Origin of the sequence: Schaalia sp. HMT-172, assembly GCF_030644365.1 — a bacterium.
Lineage (GTDB): Bacteria > Actinomycetota > Actinomycetes > Actinomycetales > Actinomycetaceae > Pauljensenia.
Genome location: NZ_CP130058.1, coordinates 2139884 through 2159776, shown reverse-complemented (window position 1 = coordinate 2159776; position 19893 = coordinate 2139884). Strand labels below are relative to the sequence as shown.

15 protein-coding genes and 1 tRNA gene are annotated in these 19893 nt (G+C 67.0%); 8 read left to right on the top strand and 8 right to left on the bottom strand.

All coding sequences use genetic code 11. The features are described from left to right. The first annotated feature begins 86 nt into the window (after positions 1-86). Complete coding sequence (gene fbaA / locus QU663_RS09025) at positions 87-1112, top strand: class II fructose-bisphosphate aldolase (protein ID WP_034481312.1); 1026 nt, start codon at positions 87-89, stop codon at positions 1110-1112. Between the two features lie 561 nt (positions 1113-1673). Here the strand turns inward: fbaA and QU663_RS09020 are convergent. After that, on the bottom strand, positions 1674-2066 hold the full coding sequence (locus tag QU663_RS09020; protein WP_034480469.1) for a hypothetical protein: 393 nt from the start codon (positions 2064-2066) through the stop codon (positions 1674-1676). Between the two features lie 566 nt (positions 2067-2632). Next, positions 2633-4096, bottom strand: a complete 1464-nt coding sequence (locus QU663_RS09015) for a flotillin family protein (protein WP_021611074.1) — start codon at positions 4094-4096, stop codon at positions 2633-2635. 262 nt (positions 4097-4358) lie between these two features. On the opposite strand from QU663_RS09015, the gene QU663_RS09010 reads away from it, so the two are divergent. Both QU663_RS09010 and QU663_RS09005 read left to right on the top strand, forming a co-directional pair. Continuing rightward, complete coding sequence (locus QU663_RS09010) at positions 4359-5057, top strand: hypothetical protein (RefSeq protein WP_021611075.1); 699 nt, start codon at positions 4359-4361, stop codon at positions 5055-5057. Positions 5058-5146: 89 nt separating this feature from the next. Then, positions 5147-6352 carry a hypothetical protein gene (locus tag QU663_RS09005; protein ID WP_021611076.1) on the top strand — a complete coding sequence of 402 codons (1206 nt, stop codon included), beginning with the start codon at positions 5147-5149 and terminating at the stop codon, positions 6350-6352. 99 nt (positions 6353-6451) lie between these two features. Here QU663_RS09005 and QU663_RS09000 read toward each other — a convergent pair whose 3' ends face one another. From QU663_RS09000 to QU663_RS08990, 3 genes are all read right to left on the bottom strand, one after another. Beyond that, on the bottom strand, positions 6452-7195 hold the full coding sequence (locus QU663_RS09000) for a glycerophosphoryl diester phosphodiesterase (protein ID WP_021611077.1): 744 nt from the start codon (positions 7193-7195) through the stop codon (positions 6452-6454). A 40-nt stretch (positions 7196-7235) separates the two neighbouring features. Beyond that, complete coding sequence (locus QU663_RS08995) at positions 7236-8498, bottom strand: DUF4032 domain-containing protein (protein WP_021611078.1); 1263 nt, start codon at positions 8496-8498, stop codon at positions 7236-7238. A gap of 171 nt (positions 8499-8669) precedes the next feature. After that, positions 8670-9800: an ABC transporter ATP-binding protein gene (locus QU663_RS08990; RefSeq protein ID WP_021611079.1), complete on the bottom strand. Its 1131-nt coding sequence runs from the start codon at positions 9798-9800 to the stop codon at positions 8670-8672. A 272-nt stretch (positions 9801-10072) separates the two neighbouring features. Between QU663_RS08990 and QU663_RS08985 the strand changes: the two genes are divergently transcribed. The 3 genes from QU663_RS08985 to QU663_RS08975 all read left to right on the top strand — a co-directional run bounded on the left by QU663_RS08985 (position 10073) and on the right by QU663_RS08975 (position 13228). Further along, positions 10073-12034: a serine/threonine-protein kinase gene (locus QU663_RS08985; protein ID WP_034480472.1), complete on the top strand. Its 1962-nt coding sequence runs from the start codon at positions 10073-10075 to the stop codon at positions 12032-12034. Positions 12035-12093: 59 nt separating this feature from the next. Then, positions 12094-13029 carry a DsbA family protein gene (locus tag QU663_RS08980; RefSeq protein ID WP_021611081.1) on the top strand — a complete coding sequence of 312 codons (936 nt, stop codon included), beginning with the start codon at positions 12094-12096 and terminating at the stop codon, positions 13027-13029. A 123-nt stretch (positions 13030-13152) separates the two neighbouring features. Further along, positions 13153-13228, top strand: a tRNA-Thr gene (locus tag QU663_RS08975). 1658 nt (positions 13229-14886) lie between these two features. Here the strand turns inward: QU663_RS08975 and QU663_RS08970 are convergent. After that, on the bottom strand, positions 14887-15591 hold the full coding sequence (locus tag QU663_RS08970) for a uracil-DNA glycosylase (protein WP_021611841.1): 705 nt from the start codon (positions 15589-15591) through the stop codon (positions 14887-14889). A 134-nt stretch (positions 15592-15725) separates the two neighbouring features. On the opposite strand from QU663_RS08970, the gene QU663_RS08965 reads away from it, so the two are divergent. Continuing rightward, positions 15726-16268, top strand: a complete 543-nt coding sequence (locus QU663_RS08965) for a LytR C-terminal domain-containing protein (protein ID WP_021611843.1) — start codon at positions 15726-15728, stop codon at positions 16266-16268. 264 nt (positions 16269-16532) lie between these two features. Further along, the gene (groL, locus tag QU663_RS08960) at positions 16533-18161 is read left to right on the top strand and encodes a chaperonin GroEL (protein ID WP_021611844.1); all 1629 of its coding nucleotides are present in this window, start codon (positions 16533-16535) and stop codon (positions 18159-18161) included. A gap of 128 nt (positions 18162-18289) precedes the next feature. Here the strand turns inward: groL and QU663_RS08955 are convergent, their stop codons facing one another. Continuing rightward, positions 18290-18583 carry a WXG100 family type VII secretion target gene (locus QU663_RS08955; RefSeq protein ID WP_009054976.1) on the bottom strand — a complete coding sequence of 98 codons (294 nt, stop codon included), beginning with the start codon at positions 18581-18583 and terminating at the stop codon, positions 18290-18292. A 306-nt stretch (positions 18584-18889) separates the two neighbouring features. Next, complete coding sequence (locus tag QU663_RS08950) at positions 18890-19852, bottom strand: hypothetical protein (protein WP_021612750.1); 963 nt, start codon at positions 19850-19852, stop codon at positions 18890-18892. Positions 19853-19893: the final 41 nt, after the last annotated feature.

Genomic DNA, 19893 nt, shown 5'->3' with positions numbered 1-19893 from the left:
CGAACGGGACTTCCATCCCCTCCCGCACGTGCAAAATGTGAGACAATCGATCACGACAGAACTGTCACTCGATTAGGAGGCTCCAAGTGCCTATCGCAACCCCTGAGGTCTACGCAGAGATGCTGAATCGCGCACGGGACGGCAAGTTCGCCTACCCCGCGATTAACGTGACCTCGTCCCAGACCATCACCGCCGCCCTCCAGGGCTTCGCCGAGGCAGAGTCCGACGGCATCATCCAGGTGTCCGTCGGTGGCGCCGAGTACGGCTCCGGCTCCACCATCAAGAACCGCGTCACCGGCTCTCTGGCCCTCGCCGCCTACGCCTACGAGGTCGCCAAGAACTACGGCATCACCGTGGCTCTGCACACCGACCACTGCGCCAAGCAGAACATCGACTCCTGGGTCCGTCCCCTCCTCGAGATCGAGGCCGGCCAGGTCGCCGACGGCAAGCTCCCCACCTTCCAGTCCCACATGTGGGACGGCTCCGCGATCCCGCTCGACGAGAACCTGGAGATCGCGAAGGAACTGCTCGCCATGTCCGTCAAGGCCAACACCATCCTCGAGATCGAGGTCGGCGCTGTTGGTGGCGAGGAAGACGGCGTCGTTGGCGAGATCAACGAGAAGCTCTACACCTCCACCGCAGACGGCATCAAGACCGTTGAGGCCCTGGGCCTGGGTGAGAACGGCCGCTACATCACCGCTCTGACCTTCGGTAACGTGCACGGCGCCTACAAGCCCGGCCACGTGAAGCTGCGTCCCGAGCTGCTCGGCACCATCCAGGAAGAGGTCGCGGAGCACTTCGGCCTCGACCACCGTCCCTTCGACCTGGTCATGCATGGCGGCTCTGGCTCCACCGCCGAGGAGATCGCCACCGCTGTCGCCAACGGCGTCATCAAGATGAACGTCGACACCGACACGCAGTACGCGTTCACCCGCCCGGTCGTCGACCACATGATGCGCAACTACGACGGCGTCCTCAAGATCGACGGCGAGGTCGGCGTGAAGAAGCAGTACGACCCGCGCACGTGGGGCAAGTCGGCCGAGGCCGGCATGGCCGCCCGCGTCGTCGAGGCCTGCCAGCGCCTGGGCTCCGACGGCACCCAGATGCGCTGAAACAATCGCTGACAGCCGCCTAGCGGCCTGAAGCGTGAGCCGCCCGGCCCCTGTGGGGCCGGGCGGCTTCGTTGTGCCTATGCGTTTGTGGCTGAGTGTTTGTGCCGGTGGGCGGCGGCCCGCCCGCGAGATCGCCACACGCGAGCCTGCGGCTCGGAGTGGTCGATCTCGAAGCCCGGCCAGGCCCCGCCGCCGCCCGCCGGCACCGCGGCCTGGCCCTCCTCTGGTCCCTGCGACACTACGCCAGTCCCAGCAACGATGAGCGGCCTGGACCACAGCCGCATAAACAAACCCTCAACAACGTGCGCACACGCCCAGTGGTGCAATGCCTGCCCATGGGGAGGTGTGCGTATCCGCGGTTGGGCTTGTTGGTGTGGGCAGTGCACCCGAACCGTAGGCATTACACCCCTTCTGATCGGGTGCAGCGCCACGTAACGGGTGCAGCGCCACGTAACGGGTGCAGCGCCACCACCGCCCACCGGCACCGCGGCCAGGCCCCGCAGGCCCCGCGGCGGCCTCCAATCGGTCGGGCTTGCTGTCTGTGCGTTGCCTGCCCTGGCCCTATGAGGATTTCGCGGCGCGTGCGCCGAGCGTGAGGAGGTGTGCGATCGTTGCCGACAGGATGAGAGTGCCGACACACACGTACATGAAGGGGCCGGGTGCCTCTCCGATGAGGAGTCCCTCAAGCAACCAGGTGAGCAGGAAGAGACCGAAGAAGCCCCACATGCATCTCGCTGCGCATGTCGTCAGCCGGTGTAGTGACAGCGTGTGGATGCGCAGCGCGACCAACCCGAAGAAGAAAGCGAACGGGAGGGGTATGAGCACGCCGAGGACTGAAAAAATAGCGCGATACGCGAGCTGCGGATACGTGTCGTACACGTCGGCGACCAATAGGTACGCCAGTCCTGATACGCCGAGAACGACGAGGGTGCTCAGGGCAGCGCCAACCCTCACGAGGAGGGATCCTTTTGCTAACCGTTCCATACTTAAGCGTACAACTTGACGGCGTCGCGTGGAACGTTTCGGTGGCGTTTTGCGGAGGCTAGGTTCTCGTGGTGGCTGCAACGGGGGACACCAGGACACGAGGCATGATGGTTCCCCACCAATGTCGCACGTAATTCCCCAGCGACTACTTAAATATGTGAAGTAGCGTCGTTGGAATTGCAACGTTTTCTAGGTGTCTCAAAAAGTGACCGGATTAAATTACGTGCGACTTTTGTGGGGGAGGCGGGTGTAACAGTGCCGTGGGGCGCCGATAGCGGGATGGGCCACCGACGGCGGGAAAGCTGGGCATAGCAACGGGGCGGGATCCCGTAGGATCCCGCCCCGTATCACAAGCGGTCCCTATCGCGAGCGCCCCGTATCACGAGCGGCCCGTTTCACGAGCGGCCCGTGTCGCGAGCGGCCCGTATCGCGAGCCGCCCCGTATTACGAGCCCGCCTCACGCATGGGGGCTCCTCGCGCACTGTCGCGCTTCGCGCGCCCGCGGCACGGGTGGCCGCCCGCGTCGAGCATGAGCCTCACTGCTGCGGGGGGTTCGGGATGGCGTCGCGCACGCCCTCCTCGACTGCCTCGGAGATCGTGGGGGACACGAGCTTGGCGCCCACGAGAGCCGAGAACAGCTGCTGCAGGTCCAGGCCCAGCGAGTCGCCGAGGCCCGCGTTGATCTGGCTGATCGACTTCGTAATGTCGCCGACCATCTGGGCGTTGTTGCCCTCGCCGTACATGGTGATGGTGTCGACCTTGGACAGTGGCTCGGCCACGGCGCGCGCCACCTCGGGCAGCGCACGGAAGTACATCTCCAGCACGGCCGCCTGGTTCATCTTCGTCATGGCCTCGGCCTTCTTTTCGAGGCCCTCGGCCTCGGCAGTCAGCTTCGCGCCGATCGCGGAGGCCTCGGCGCGGCCTCGAGCCTCGATACCCTGCGCCTCGGCGAGCATGGCCTGCTTGTCGGCCTCGGCCTTCTTCGTGCGCTCGAAGGCCTCGGCCTCGGCCTGGCGCTGACGCGCGTACAGGGCCGCGTCGGCCTTCTTCTCGGCGGCGTAGCGGTCGGCGTCGGCCTTCGCGTTCACCTCGGCCTGCAGGGCCTGCTTGGTGACGACGACTTCCTTCTCCTTGATGACCGCCTGCTGCTCCTGCTTGACGATGTCGGCCTGCGCGGTCTCGCGCTCGATGTCGCGGCGCTGAATCTGCGACTGAATCTCGTAGGCGGCGTCTGCCTTCGCCTTCTCAGTGTCGGCCTCGACCTTCAGGGCGGCCTGGCGCTTGGCGAGGTCCGTCTGCTTCTGGGCGATCTCCAGCTGGGAGGCGACCTGCGCGTCGTTGGCTTCCTTCTGAGCGACGGCGGTCGCCTGCGCGACCTCCTTCTGCGCGTTCGCCTTGGCGATGGCCGCGGTCTTGCGGATCTGCTCGGTGTTGTCGATACCGAGGTTGTCGATGACGCCGTTCTGGTCGGTGACGTTCTGGATGTTGAACGCGACGATCTCGAGGCCCATCTCCTCCAGGTCCTGCTTCGCGTTCTCCTGAACGCGCTCGGAGAAGGCCGCGCGGTCGGTGATGATGTCGGTCAGTCGCATCTGGCCGATGATGGCGCGCAGGTGGCCCTCCAGGGTGTCGCGCACCTCCTCGGAGATTTCGGAGGTCGTCTTGTAGAGGAAGTTACGAGTCGCCGCGCGGAACAGCGTCTGGTCTTCGGTCGCGATACGGACCTTGACGGCCGCGTCGACGCGCACGTTGATGTAGTCGTTCGTGGGGACGAAATCCGTGGTCTGGGCGTCCACGGAAATCATCGAGGCGGTCATCGTGTCCACGCGCTCCAGCAAGGGGACCTTCCAACCCGTCTTACCGTGGAGCACGCGCTGGCCGCGCGGGCCGGAAATGACCTTGACTTCGCCCGGGGAAGCGGACACGAAGCTTGCCCACAGGAACAGGACGATCAAGACAAATGCAGCGACGGCGATGGCTGCGATACTGAGGAGAGGCATGATAGCTGCTTTCAGGAGAGGGATGCGGCCCCCTTGTATCCGAGTAGCCGCATAACCGGTCAGGATAGCAGGCTATGTTGCGGGTCTCAACCAGGTTGTTGTTTGTCCAGACACCAGAGGCACTGCTGGCGTGGACATCGTTGCGCAGCGGGCTGTGCGCCCTTGAAACGAAGGGATTGCGGGCCGTATCATGGAGTACCTGCGCAATGGTCCGCAGCGTTGATCGCCCAACGAGGGGCATCCTGAGAGAGACGGAAACCTCATGAAAAAAGCCCTCATCATCCTCAGCTGCATTGTCGTTGCTGTTCTTGCTTTCGCCACTGCTTTCCTCCTGGTGTACGAGAGGGAGCGTGGAGTGTCGGAGAAACCGGTCCTGTATCTGTATCCGCAGGAGGAGCAGCAACTGACGGTGACGCTCGATCTGGAGGGCAGTCTCGACACCGTGTACCCGGCCCCGGACGACCAACGCGCGACCGATCGAGGGACCCAGGCCTCGTGGACGGTGACGGCCTCACCCGATGGGACGCTGACCGACGCGAGCGGGCGCACCTACCCGTACTTGTTCTGGGATGGGCCGGTGAGGCAGGAACCGCCGCAGCAGGGATTCGTCGTCGCGCGCGAGGACGCGGTGCCCTTCCTGGAAGAGAAGCTGGCGCTGCTCGGCCTCAGCGACCGGGAGTCCGCTGACTTCATCACGTACTGGGCGCCGCGCATCCGCGCCTACGACTACACGTTCGTCTCCTTCGACGCGAGCGCGTATACGCAGCACGCCTCCTACAGCTTCACGGACGAGGCCGGGGCGAGGGTCACGCCGGACACGTTCATCAGGGTGTTCATGACGATTCGCGAGGCCGATGCGAACACCGTCGTCCAACCGCAGACCCTCGCGCCGTCACCGACGCGCAGCGGCTTCACGGTCGTCGAATGGGGCGGCACGGAGCAACAAAAGTCTCATCGCTGACCGCTCGGGCGAGCGAAAAAGCGACCCACGCGACACAATGGAATCATAGAGTGGTGAGACGACGTCACCACGGACAGGAAGGTAGTGACATGGCCCAGGATTGGACCCGCAGTGAAGGCATGATTATCGGCCACGAGCTGGATCCCGGCGTGGTTGCCGGGGAGCTGAAGGAGCGTGCGATCCTCGCCCAGCTCGAATGGTTCCCCTCTACGCCGCAGCTGCTCGGCCTCAACGTCGCGGTCGCAGACGACCGCGTTGCTACCGTCCCCGCGGGCTCCACTGAGGTCGTCCCGGGTCCCACCCCCGCCGAGCTGGCCGACGAGCTCGCTATTCTGTTCGATGCCGAGGTACGCATCGGTAACGCGACGGCCGACCACCTGCCCGAGGGCGACTCGCCGCTGGGCACCGTGTGGCCCTCTGATGAGGAGGCCTCGGCGACCGCGGAGCCGACTCCGACCCGCATCGTCGAGATCGGACGCACCCCCGCCTCGTCGGTGCCGCTCCTGGCGGCCCTGGAGGGCGTGGATCTGGGCGACCTGGAGCTCGCCGACGACCACCGCGCGCTCCTCGCGGAGCTGCCCGCCGAGAAGGAAGGCTGGAACTTCGGCGACCTGCCCCTCGTCACCCTGTCCGTCACGGACGGCGAATTCCAGGTGTTCCTGGTGACCGACGACCACCTGGAGCACATCGTGTCCCACAACTGGGGCATGGACGCCGCGATCGTCCCCGGCGGCCACGACAAGGCACTGAACCTGCCCGGCGAGGTCATCGACCTGGTCGGCGACCGCCTCGACCTGCAGGCCATCGCCCAGGCCGTGCCCGGCGCCGACGCGGACGCCCTGTGGGCCTCCGTCGCGACCACGGGCGAAGAATCCGTGTGGAAGGTCGTGCGCGCACTCGGGCTGCCCGGCTCCATCGCCGGCTTCCTCCTGGGGACCACGGATATTGAGGACGTCGAGGGCGTCACCGTGCACCTCGCGCGCGGCATCTCCAACGCGATTGGCCGCAGCGTCGACATCATGATGGGGCAGCCGCAGTCGGTGGTCAAGCCCCTGTGGAACTCCTACGAGTCCGTCGCCGTCGAACGCCCCTGGATCATCCATGCGGCCGTCGCCGCCGAGGCCATCGTCGGTGTCGGCATGCTCGTCGCCGCCGTGCGCGCGACCCCTCCGCGCTCGGGCTGGATGCGTGTCGCGGGCATCGTCGGCGGCCTCATGGTGGTCGACTCCATCGCGGAGCTCTCGCTGGCCAAGCACGTGTCCAAGCGTTTCGCGCGCCGCGCGGGCGAGGCGTAACGAGCCAACGCCCCACGACGGGAAACGGCCGGGGACGCTCACGCGTCCCCGGCCGTCGTTTCGTTTCCGGTGGGCGAGCGCGGCCGCGCCCAGCCGCCTTTAGCGCGCCAGGGCCTCGGCAGGGAAATCCTGCGGGCGATCCGTGAAGATGCCCGTGACGCCCCACGAGGCCAGCTCGCGGGCCTGCTCCACGTCGTTGACGGTCCACACGTTGACCTCGAAGCCGGCGTCGCGCATGGCGTGCGCATCGGACTCGGTGAGACCCTCAACGCCAGGGTGGATCGCCGCGGCGCCGAGGGTGGCAGCGCCCTCACGCCACTCCTCGGACGCGCGCTCGATGAGCCAGCCGAGCGCAACCGACGGGCAGGCCTCGTGGAAGGCACGCAGCAGGTCGTGGTCGAAGGAGGACACGAGGAGGCGCGAGGGGACCTTGTCCCCGGCGAGCGTGACGGCCAGGGTCTCGATGAGGCGTTCGCGCAGGCGGTCGCCGCCCGCGCACGGCTTGATCTCCAGGTTTGCGCCCATCTGCTGAGCGTGCGCGAAGGCGAGCACGTCGGTGGCCTCTGGAATGCGCTCGAAGCGGTACGTGTCAGAGAACCAGCGGCCCGCGTCCAGGCGACGAATATCGGAGAAACCCAGCTGATAGTAGGAACCCGAACCCGTCGTCGTGCGATCCAGGGTGTCGTCGTGGATGACGATCAGGGAGCCGTCGCCCGTGATGTCCACGTCGAACTCGAACCAGCGCGCGCCGACCTCCATGGCCTTAGAAAACGCGGCGATCGTGTTCTCCGGAGCCAGCGAGGATGCGCCCCTGTGGGCGAAGATGCGGGGAAATTCAGACATAGGTGCTCCTAGCGTGCGAGGGGCGAGTATCGGTACCCCTTCACCATAGGTCGGGGTGCGATGCCGCGCTGAACGTGGAGGAACGCTCCGAAGCGGGTTCGAGCAGGACGGCCTCGTCGCGCTTCGACTGCAGGATGTTGGTGATGTAGGAGGCGAGGGCCTCCTCGCGCGGGATGTCGTGGCCGGCCTGCTGGGCCATGTACCAGCGGTGCTCGAGGTACTCGTGGTACAGCTGCGCGGGCTCCAGTTTGCCCGCCAGCTCGCGGGGAATCGCGCGGACGATGGGGGCGAAGACGTCGGTGAGCCAGTCGTGGGCGGCCTCCTCCAGGGGAACGTCCTGCATGTCGTGGGTGGCGCGCCACGCGTCGATGTCGCCGAGGAGGCGGCGGGCCTGATGCTCGCCGACGTCCATGCCCGTCAGGCGCATGAACTTGCGGTTGTGGTGTCCCGCGTCGACCACCTTCGGCTGAATGACGAGGTGCTCGCCGGTGTCGTCCGAGGCCATGCGCAGCTCGGCGACGTCGAAGCCAAGCTCGTTGAGGCGCCGGATGCGCTCACTGACGAGGTATTGGCGCTGTTGGTTGGGCAGGGACTCCTCCGCGGTGACTTCGGTCCATAGGAGGTCATACTGGGTGCGGATGCGGTCGCCCACGTCGATGGGGTCGGATTCCAGCGGGAAGTAGCCGCCGGCCTGGAGGTCCATGAGCTCGCCGATGATGTTTGTGCGGGCCAAGTCCACGTCGTATTCGCGCTGGCCGGGGGTCAGATCGGGGTGCAGCTCTCCTGTTTCGGCGTCCACGAGGTAGGCGGCGAACTCGCCGGCGTCGCGGCGGAACAGCGTGTTCGACAGGGAGACGTCGCCCCAGTAGAAGCCGATGAGGTGCAGGCGCACGAGCAGCAGTGCGAGCGCGTCGATGAGGCGGGTCGCCGTGTCTTCGCGCATCGACAGGGAGAAGAGCGCGCGGTAGGGGAGGGAGAACTGTAGGTGCTCGGTGATGAGCACCGCGTTGAGCTCTTCGCCGTCCGCTCCGACGCGGCCCGTGATGACCGCGACCGGGACGACCGAGGGTGCGTCCAGGCGCGAGAGGTCGCGCAGCATGTCGTACTCGTGGTGGGCCACCGTCTCGCCGATCTCCTTGACCGCCAGGACGCGTCCCGACAGGTTCACGAAGCGCACGACGTGGCGGGAAATACCGCGCGGTAGGGCGGCGAGCAGCGACGACGGCCACTCCTCCAGAGGAATGTCCCAAGGGAGGTCAAGGAGCGCGGGCTCGGCCGCGGCCGCCGTAATGTCCAAAGCCATACCCTCATTCTCTCATCTCTCGCGGCTCTCGCATAGCCCGACAGTAGGTCAGGCGCGCTTCGCGGCGTACAACACGTGCGTGCGTCGGCGCGCCCACGAACGAGCCCCGGCCTCGTTCGGGAGATGAACGAACGAGGCCGGGGCTGCTAGGGGGTGAGCGCTAGGCGCGCGTCACTCGGGCAGGCGAACGCCCGTGGAGGCCGAGAAGTTGTGCTGCTGGCCCTCGCGGATGCGCACGTACAGGACGCCGCCGCGGCCGGGGGCGGTGCGCGGGGGAACACGCACGATCAGCTGCTTGGAGGTGCCTTCGGCGCCGGAGCCCAGGCCCTCGCCCTTCTCGTCGCCGACCAGGTGGCCGTACACGTAGGCGTCCGAGCCGAGCTCCTCGACGAAGTCGACCTCGACGGGGATGGTGTCTTCGACGGACGCGTCAACGACGTCCAGGCCCTCCGGGCGGAAGCCGATCTTGATCATTCCGCCGTCCTCGGGGACCAGCGCGTCGCGGGTGGCGGCCGACAGGCGTACGCGGGCCGGGCCGATCTTCGCCCACTCGCCGTCCACCGTGAAGGTGCCCAGGTTCATGGCGGGGGAGCCGATGAAGCCGGCGACGAACTCGTTGGCGGGACGCTCGTACATCTCCTGCGGGGTTCCGACCTGCTGGAGGAGGCCGCCGGCGAGGACCGCAATGCGGTCGCCCATCGTCAGGGCCTCGGTCTGGTCGTGCGTGACGTACACGGTGGTGACGCCGAGCTCGCGCTGCAGGGATGCGATCTGGGTGCGGGTCTGGACGCGCAGCTTGGCGTCCAGGTTGGACAGCGGCTCGTCCATGAGGAAGACCTGGGGCTTACGGACGATCGCGCGGCCCATGGCGACGCGCTGACGCTGACCGCCGGACAGAGCCTTGGGCTTGCGGTCCAGGTAGGGCTCCAGGTCGAGGATCCGGGCCGCCTCTTCGACGCGCTTGTTGATCTTCTCCTTCGGCACGCCCGCGATCTTCAGGGCGAAGCCCATGTTCTCGCGCACCGACATGTGCGGGTAGAGGGCGTAGTTCTGGAAGACCATCGCGATGTCGCGGTTCTTCGGGGGAACGTTGGTGACGTCCTTATCGCCGATGAGGATGCGACCACCGTTGACGTCCTCCAGGCCCGCGAGCATGCGCAGGGAGGTGGACTTGCCGCAGCCGGAGGGGCCGACCAGGACGAGGAACTCGCCGTCGGCGATGTCGAGGCACAGCTGGTCGACGGCGGGCTTGTCGGAGCCCGGGTAGACGCGAGTCGCGTGATCGAAGGTAACGGTTGCCATGTTCAATTCCTTCCCACCGGCAGGTACGTGCCGGACGATCCGTTGTGGGGCGACCGTGGAGCGTCTTCGCCCACGGAGTGCGAACGCGGATCGTTCCGCGCGCGCGACTAGAGCAGAAATTACCACGGTCGACCGTGCATGTACAGTCCGTGTCGGATCGTGGATCGGGAGGGGGACGAGTGGGTGTGGCGCTCGCCTCGTTTTCCTTCACGAGGCCGGGGTTGCCCGCGCGGGTGGACACAGATGAGGGAGGGTGCCGCTACTCTGGTGGCGTGGAAGAAGGCGAGGAACTGGGCGGCTACAGGCTCATCCGCCGACTCGGAACGGGCGGCGCGGGCACGGTGTGGCTCGCCGAAGATGGGGGCGGCACGCGCGTCGCCCTCAAAGCCATGCATCCCGCGATGGCGGCCTCCGAGGAATCGCGCGCCCGCCTCGAGCGAGAGACCCGCACCGTGAACTCGGTGCGTTCCCCCTTCGTCGCCCACATCGTCGACGCGGAGACGGAGGCGAGCCAGCCCTTCGTTGTCTCCGAATACGTGGATGGGCCCACCCTCGCGGAGATCCTCGTGTCCGGCCCGATCCCGCTGCGCGGTGTCGCCGCCATGTCCTACCACCTGGCCTCGACGATCGCGGCCGTTCATCACGCCGACATCATCCACCGCGACATCAAGCCCTCCAACATCATCTGTTCTCCGCGCGGGCCCGTCCTTATCGACTTCGGCATCGCGATGGCCGTGGAGGACCAGCACCTGACGCGCACCGGCCTCGTCTCCGGCACGGCCGGATACACCGCGCCCGAGCTCCTTCAGGGTGGCCACGCCACCAAAGAATCCGACTGGTGGGCCTGGTGTGCGACGCTCCTGTCGTGCGCGACCGGACGCCCGCCCTTCGGCAAGGGGGACGTGACCGCCACCATGCTGCGCGTCATCGAGGGTGATCCCGACCTGGCCGGGCTGCACCCGATGGTCGCCGACGCGCTCGCGGGGGGACTGGCCCCCGACCCCGACGATCGTCCCTCGCCCTCCCTGATCGTCGCCGATCTCATGAGCGCCGTCGGCTGGGCTCCCGGCGAACTCGACTACGTGACCGTCAACTGGGCTCAGCTCCTTGACACGGGCGTGCGCACCCAGTCCATCAACTCCGACCCGCAGGAAATCGCCGCCCCTCCCCAGTGGGACGAGGCCGGCGTGCGCCCCGGTGCCACCGGCGCCCGAGCTGTCACATACCCCGAGCATCCGCGCCGCGACGCCTCGGAATTCACCGCCGCCAACGACCACACCGAACAGGTCGACACGGCCTCCGTCGCGTGGGACGAGGAGGAGTGGGACGACGACCCCAGCGAGGTCGCCTGGCACGACGACGCGACCGACACCTGGCAGGCGGTCGATGACGCGGACCCGACCGAGGTCATTCCCCCGTATGACCGCCCCTCGCCCCCTGCCCCCCAGGGCGGCTATCTCGCTCCCCAAGGGGGCTATCCCGGCCCTCAAGGGGGATACCTTGACCCCCGCGGCGGGTATGCTCCCGGCGGCGGTCGCCAGATGCCCGGGGCGCCCCTGGCCTCTGGCCCCGCGTGGGCTCCCGGTGCTGGCGAGCCGGGCTCTTTCCCCTCGGGGCAGGGGGCCACGGCCTCGTCGTGGAGCAAGGGGGCATGGTTCTCCGGCGCCGCCCTGCTCGCCGCGCTCGCAGCCCTCCCGTTCATGCTTGGCGTCACCGGCTCGATGATCGTCGGCATCGCGCTGACAGCCTTCGGCCTCGTCGGCGCCATGACCAGGTGGGTTGAGCGGCGCCGTATCCTGCGTGGGCCCAAATCTAGCGACGGGGCGGCCGTCATCGCCATGTCCCCGATCCTGCTCGTGCGATCCGTGCTGACCAGCTCCCTCGCGCTCGTCATTGGTGGGCTTATTCCCTACCTGGTCTGGGTCCTCGTCTCCTATTCCCACCAGGGCGTGATCCTGTGGAGCTGGCCCTTCGATGCTGCCAGCTCGGCCAGTCCCTCGCACGAGGACTATTGGTCGAGCGATCCGACGGGGGCGGCCATCGTGTGGGGGCTCGCGACGTTCACGCTGCTGGCGGCCTGGCTCATGCCTTTCGCGGCCGACCTGCGCGTCGGAATCGCCACCTCCCTGCGGAGTGTCGTGCGTCCGCTCTGGGGGCGAGCCCTCCTCGCGGTAGGCTGTGTGGGGTTCCTGATTGGCTCCTGGTACGCCATCACGGGTGGCCTGTCGCACTAGGCGAATGCGTTTGCGCTCGCTACTATTGCAACATTCAACTAATTCTGGAAGGTAAGGTCATGGCTCAGAAGAAGAAGCCCGACGTCGATCCCGTGCGCGCGAAGGCCGCGCAGATGCGCCTGGCGCAAGAGCGCGCCGACCGTCGCACCCGCATCATCGTCATCTCCGTCGTCGCCGCGATCGTCCTGGCCGTCGTCGGCGCCGTCGGCGGCGTGATCTGGAAGCAGCAGTCCCAGATCAACGCCGCCCGCAACGTCGACGCCTCCGAGGTCCTCGGAGTCTTCGCGGATGGGCGCCCGATCGTCGTCAACGGCAACGGCGTGTCCTCCCAGGCCGACCCGAATCTGCCCACGCTCACCGAGTACTTCGACTATTCCTGCCACGCGTGTGCCGACCTCGATGCCGTCCTGGGCGAGGATCTGACGACCTGGGCATCCGAAGGGCATTACAACCTTGAGCTGCAGCCCGTTATTACCGTGAACATGAACTACCTCAAGCCTGCGACCGGTGCCTCCCTGGTCGTCGCCCAGAAGGCCCCCGACAAGTGGGTCGAGTTCCACCACGCGCTCCTGGCCTACTTCCGCTCCCAGTTCCAGGCGGGCAATGGCACGGTCGTCCAGAACCTCGATGCGTCCTGGAAGCAGGTCAAGCAGATCGCCACCGAGGTCGGCGTCCCCGCAGACGTCATCGCCACCTTCCCGGTCAACGCCGTCGAGCCCTACCTCGAGGCCTCCTCCAACGCCTGGAAGAACGCGTCCGTCGACGGGCGTGAGCCCAACAAGCTCGGTACCCCCGAGCTGGTCAAGGACCACTCCACCCTGGTGACGCTCACCAACGACCCCGAGTCCATGCGTTCCACCATTAAGGAGCTTTTCGGATTCTCCGACTCCGCGACCCCGCTGGTCGATCCCACCTCGGCGCCCGCCGCCACCGAGCCCTCCCAGAGCGGTGACGGCCAGTCGCAGAGCGAGGGGACGACCACCAGCTCGAACTGATCGTCGAGACGGTGGTGGGGCGGGTTCGCGTGGCGGGCCCGCCCCACCACTGACCTGGGGCGTGGTGTGTCACTCTTCCTCCCGCGCGCCGGGCCCCCAACCTGTGGCACACTAGTGTCCGCCGCCGGCTTAGCTCAGTTGGTAGAGCAGCTGTCTTGTAAACAGCAGGTCATCGGTTCGAGTCCGATAGCCGGCTCCAATGGTTAGTTCACACGGGTAGGGCCGTTGTGTGGCTGGCACTGGCCGGGTGGCCTGTTTTCCCCTGTTATTGCGGGAAAGTGGGTGCCCGGCTTATTCGTACCTGTTGGTTGGTAGCGGCTGCGCGGGTACTTTGCGGGTTGATGGGGTCTGCTGGCGCTAGATTCATCCAGTTTGGCGCGCCCCTGGGGCAAATCAAAGATCGCGCGGCAACGAAGGAACTCATCATGGCCCAATAGTCGTTCTTCGGGGCGGCGCTTGGCCGCGCGCGGCCCGGCCGTCTTCTTCGGGTTATAGGACACTACGTGTTGCTGGTAGCGTGACTTTTGGGCTTTTTGGTGCGGGAAAGTTGGTGTTTTAGTTGGTTGGGAGCCAACGTGGAGGTTGGACAAAACGTGTTGCTGGATGGTCGACTTGTCAGCGCCGATGGCGCGGCCACCGTCCGTAACGAGAGGCGCGATCCTTCGGGGTCGCGCCTCTGTCGTCTCCCTGGGAATAGAGAGAGCGTCGGGACGCCTGCGAGCTGTGGGGCCCTCTTGTGTTTGTGTGAACGCATCGTGCGCGCGTGAGTCTTTTCACTCGCATGCTCACCCGTGAGGTGGCGGCTTGGGCCCGGCCGGTGGCGGCCTGGGTCCCTTCATGTGCACGTTAACCCGATGGGTGGTGGCCTGGGCGCCCTGCCCACCATGCCACCAATAGGGTTTAGCTGCGCATTGACGGGTTACTGTGCATGTTCGGGGGTTCGCGCGCGAGCAGCACGCGAGGCCAGGCGCCGTTGTGCCCACATCGCAGACCACCTCGCCCACAACACCCGATTTTCAGCATTTTTCGCCGAGGTGGTCTGCACTTTGGGCGCCACACCAACCAAAGCCACGCGCGGACCGCCACCAAATGGGGGGAATTGCGCTGTGAGAGGTGCACGGTCGAGCTTGGCCCACGTCGAGGGCGCCACCAAACGGGGGGGAATTGCACCAATAGAGGCGCGACACGCCGGCGACACGCCGAGGGGAGGCTTCTAATGGTGCAAAACCCCCTCCATTACCCCTGGTGTATGCTCCATCGCTGGTGCAGGACTGCCCGGCCAGGCCCTGTTGGGCGTCGGGGACGGTGTCGACGGCTGGTGTCGCGACGAACCTTGGAGAGCCTCGCTGGCGCGGGGGTGACGGACTTGGTCGTGGCGGACAGGGAGGTGCCGGTCGCGACGAACCTTGGAGGGCCTCGCTGGCGCGGGGCCTGGTCGGCGAGTTCCGCGACGACGCTTGTCGCCGATGAAGCGATCCACTTGATTGGGAAGATTCAACCCCTTCTGATCGGATGGAATCTTCCTGATCAGGTGGAATCTTATCGATCAGGTGTCATCCCTCGATGGGCGCATCCTGTCGGAGGCGCGGCGGCGCGAGCGCGCTTGCCCGATGACGCCCCCTCGACGATGCCAGGGACCGAGCCCTGACCAACACGTTGTGTCGTACAACGTGCTTCTTCGGCCCGATATATCCCGCCGTGACCCGTATGGCGGGTGAACTCGTGGCACCCTAACCGTCGTGGTGTGTCTAATTGGAGAGAGAGAAGTATCCGCCGAGCCCCTCCTCGCGGCACTTCTCACCGCGGCGCGGACGCCGCCCTCGCGGCCATGCCCGGCCTTGTCGCCTCGTTTCCCTCTCAGCGCCCCAGCGACCAGTCGACGCCCGACGCCCCCTGCTCCTCGAGCAACCGGTTCGCGCGCGAGAACGGTCGCGACCCAAAAAAACCTCGATACGCGGACAGGGGCGAGGGATGCGGCGACGCGATAATCGGCGTGTCCCCGAGGCGAGGGGCCAACGACTGCGCGTCCTTGCCCCACAGGATCGCGACGAGGGGCGCGCGCGATCCGTCCGCGCGCCGACGAGCCACCAGCGCGTCGATCGCGCACTGCGTGACCTCCTCCCAGCCGCGCCCCCTGTGCGAGGCGGGGGCTCCCGGGCGCACGGTCAACACGCGGTTGAGCAGGCACACTCCCTGCTCGCTCCATGGCGTCAAATCGCCCGACGACGGGGGTGGGCAGCCCACGTCCTCGCCGAGCTCCCGAAAAATGTTGACCAGGGACTTAGGGATCTCGACCCCCGGACGAACCGAAAACGACAGGCCCATCGCGTGACCTGGCGTCGGGTACGGGTCCTGTCCCACGATCAGTACCTTCGCCGAATCGAAGGGGTAGGTGAATGCGCGCAGCACGTCCGTCCCCGCGGGCAGGTAGCCGCACCCCTCGTCCACCTCGGCGGCCAGCATCGCGCCCAACTCGTGGACGCGGCCCTCGACCGGCGCCAGAGCCGCGGCCCATCCCGGATCGATCAGCTCGGACAGCGGACGCGGATTGTAATCGCTCATGACACCAGCCTAATGCCGCGCATGCCACCCCACACATCCCGCGTGCCACACGAGCCCCTGCCGGTCTTTTCCGATAGTCTGAACGTGTGAGCTCTCAGTACCCCAGGGATGAATTTGACCGCGCCGGTGAAGACATGCCCGTCGGCATGCACCGCCCCAAGCCGTCCAAGTGGAAGAACGTGTGGCCCTTCCTGGCCATCCTCGTGATCGTTCCCGCGCTCGGCTGGGCAGCAGCCACTGCCCTGTCGCGCCAGCAGACCACCACCGTCAACCCCACCCCCGCGCCCATCACGACGACCAGTGGCACGACCCCCGCCCCCAGCGCCGCGCCCTCCAGCGCCGCGCCCGCCGAGAGCGGCACCGAAGCCACCCCCTCGCCGAGCCCCTCCTCGTCCGCGGCATCCTCCGCGCCCGATCATGGCGCCGTCATCCAGGTCCTCAACGGCACCGGCACCCAGGGCTACGCCAGCCAGCAGGCGGCGATCCTCAACCAGGCGGGCTACGCCGGAACCTCCGCGGCCAACGCCGACGGCTGGGCGACGCAGACCTCGACCGTGTACTACGAGGACCCCAGCATGGAAGGGACCGCGAAGGACATCGCGTCCAAGCTCGGTATCGACAACGTCCGCCAGGAGAACGGCCTGGGAAACCCGGACATCGTCGTCGTCCTGCGCTAAGCGCGCGCGAGTTCTGCGAGCCGCCCGGCCCCGCGTGGGTTCCGGCGGCTCGCGCATATCTGGGTCGCGCGCGTTACGCCCTGAGCGCATCGGGCTCACGTCCCCTACCTCGCCTTGCACTCGATGCTGGTGAGTGCCAGAATCGTACTTGGCACTCCGACATGGAGAGTGACAAGACCACAGGTCCGGTGAGGCCGCCCACCAAGCGCGGTCGTCCGTCGCGGGCACCGGACCCGATCCGCATCGCGGAAGGATATATTCCCAATGAGCAAGATCATCAAGTTTGATGAGGATGCCCGTCGCGGCATGGAGAACGGCCTGAACCTGCTGGCCGACACCGTCAAGGTGACGCTCGGCCCCAAGGGCCGCAACGTCGTGCTCGACAAGAAGTGGGGCGCCCCCACGATCACCAAGGACGGCGTGTCCGTCGCCAAGGAAATCGACCTCGACGATCCCTTCGAGCGCATCGGCGCCGAGCTCGTCAAGGAGGTCGCCAAGAAGACCGATGACGTCGCGGGTGACGGCACCACCACCGCGACCGTTCTGGCCCAGGCCCTGGTCCACGAGGGCCTGCGCAACGTCGCCGCCGGATCCAACCCGATCGCCCTCAAGCGCGGCATCGACCAGGCCGTCGAGGCCATCGTCGCCCAGCTGCACGCCGACGCCAAGCCCGTCGAGACCACCGAGCAGATCGCTGCCACGGCCTCCATCTCTGCCAACGACCCCGCCATCGGCAAGCTCATCGCCGAGGCCTTCGACAAGGTCGGCGCCGAGGGCGTCGTCACCGTCGAGGAGACCAACTCCTTCGACACCACCCTGGAGACCACCGAGGGCATGCGCTTCGACAAGGGCTACCTGTCGGCCTACTTTGTGACCGACCAGGAGCGCCAGGAAGCCGTCCTCGAGGACGCTTACGTCCTCCTCATGGACTCCAAGATCTCCAACGTCAAGGACATCGTTCCCGTCCTGGAGAAGGTCATGCAGACCGGCAAGCCCCTGGCGATCATCGCCGAGGACGTCGAGGGCGAAGCCCTCGCCACGCTGGTCGTCAACAAGATCCGCGGCACCTTCAAGTCTGTCGCCGTCAAGGCCCCCGGCTTCGGCGAGCGCCGCAAGGCGATGCTGCAGGACATGGCCATCCTGACGGGCGGCCAGGTCATCTCCGAGACCGTCGGCCTCTCCCTCGAGAACGCTGACCTCGAGCTGCTGGGCCGCGCCCGCAAGATCGTCGTCTCCAAGGACGAGACCACCATCGTCGAGGGAGCCGGCGACAAGGACATGCTGGACGCCCGCGTGCGCCAGATCCGCCAGGAGATCGAGAACACCGACTCCGACTACGACCGCGAGAAGCTGCAGGAGCGCCTCGCCAAGCTGGCTGGCGGCGTCGCCGTCATCAAGTCCGGCGCGGCCACCGAGGTCGAGCTCAAGGAGCGCAAGCACCGCATCGAGGACGCCGTTCGTAACGCTCGCGCGGCCTCCGAGGAGGGCCTGGTCGCCGGCGGCGGCGTCGCCCTGATCCAGGCCGCCGCCGTGGCGCTGCCCAAGCTCGACTCCCTCACCGGCGACGAGGCGACCGGCGTCAACATCGTGCGCCTGTCCGTCTCCGCCCCCCTCAAGCAGATTGCTGAGAACGCGGGCGTCGAGGGCGGCGTGGTCGCCGACCGCGTCGCCAACATGGAGCCCGGCCACGGCTTGAACGCTGCGACCGGCGAGTACACCGACCTCATGGCCGCCGGCATCTCCGACCCGGTCAAGGTCACCCGTTCCGCGCTGCAGAACGCCGCGTCGATCGCGGGCATGTTCCTGACGACCGAGGCCGTCGTCGCCGACAAGCCCGAGCCGCCGGCTGCCGGTGGCGACGAGGCTGGCGCCGGTATGGGCGGCATGTACTGAGCCGCTCGGCGTTAATGCTGATCCGCCTGGGGGCGGGGCCCGTGAGGGTCCCGCCCCCAGGCGCGTGTCTGGCGGACGACGCGCACTGCACCGGGGGCGGGATGACGCGTCTCGCCTCAGGTGCATGTCTAAGCGCCTGCGAACAGGGCCGACGAGTGCGCCTCGGCGTCCGCGTAGGTGGTCGCCGCAGCCTGTAGCTGCGTGGAGATGGAGTCCAGCGCGTCGTGGGTCTGTGCCTGGATGCCCTGCCACTGGGTGATCGTGGCCTGGAAGTTGGCCTGTGCTCCGCCCGTCCACGAGTCCTGAAGGGCGAGCAGCTGGGACATGAGCGTGTCGACTTCGGTGCGAATCGTGGAGGCGGTCGCGCAGGCCTGTGCGGATGCTGCGGATACCTGTTCGGCGTCAACGGCGTAAGCGGTCATGATGTCACTCCTTTGTGGGCCCCGGGTGGGCCCGTCACCCTCGACGCTACGCGCGTGACAACGCATAATCGAGGCGGAAACAACGCCCTGTGGATAACTGCCCGCGCCAATAAGTGCCTGTGGATAGCCCGCGTGGAGGGGCGCGGTGCCCGTGGAGGGGCACGGTGCCCGCGGCGGCGTGGTTTCGAGAGGTCGCACCGAGCGAGGCTTGGGGCGCGGACAGCGATCGGGCGGGCGGCTCCCTGTGGATATGCACGGCCCGGCGCGCCGTGTGGCGCGCCGGGCCGTGTGGCGCGTGAAATGGGCTCAGTCGGCGTTGGGCAGGTCGAGCGACTCGACCGCGGACTCGAGGGAGGAGGTGGCCTCCTCGTGCTCGTCGGAACCGCTGGGCTCCTCGATCTTGCGGGGAAGGACGCCGGACGACGTGGCTTCGTTGTCGGGGGTTGCGACGGGTACGCGCTTCTTGATCGAACGGCGCTTGATGATCAGGGTGCCGGTCGTGGTAGTGGAGTCCTCTACGACCTCGTCGGCGTCGTCCGCATCGTCGGCGTCGTCCGTGTCCTCGGTGTGGGTGGCCTCGCACAGCTTGATCTTGTCTCGCTCCAAGCGCGTCAGTTCGACCTCGAGGTTCGCGCGGGCGGTGTCCTCCCAGGCGGAGCCGAGCGGGGACTGGTAGATCGTCTCGTAGCTGAGCAGCTTCTTGACGAGTGCCATCCGGGCCTTGGTGAACTGCAGGTCGTCGAGCTCGCTGAGCTCGGCGCGCAGTGAGTACCGCAGCTTCTTGTAATCCTGCGGGCTGCACGACAGGCACGCCAGGTCGGCGTCGACGAGCACCTGCGCGTCGAAGTCGGTGCGCGGGGCGCGGTGGCGCGTCAGGAAGGCGATGAGCTCATCGATGCGGGCGACGACCTCTTCGGGAACGCCGAGGTTGGTGAGGCGGTTATGCGCGTGGTCGATGCAGCGGGTGGCCGCGAAGTTCGCCTGGAAGCCGCCGAGCTTAATCTCGAGAGCCTTGTTGAGGAACGCGCCGTGGTACCAGGCGGCGACGCGCAGGATGTCGGGGTCGTGCGCGGAGGAGGCGATCTCGTCGATGTAGGTCAGCGTGTTCATGAGACGACGCAGGTTGTGCAAGTGTCGGTTGGGCGCGCTCCACCGCTGCATGAGGTCCGCGCCCTCATGTTCGAGGTCTGTGTCGGTCGCGGTTGCGCCGATCTGCTGCATGGCGTCGACGAACGACGCCAGCAGCCACTGAGGTGCTTGTGCACCCATGGGCCACTCTCCTTGTTGAGGGATACTCAGCCATGCTAGTG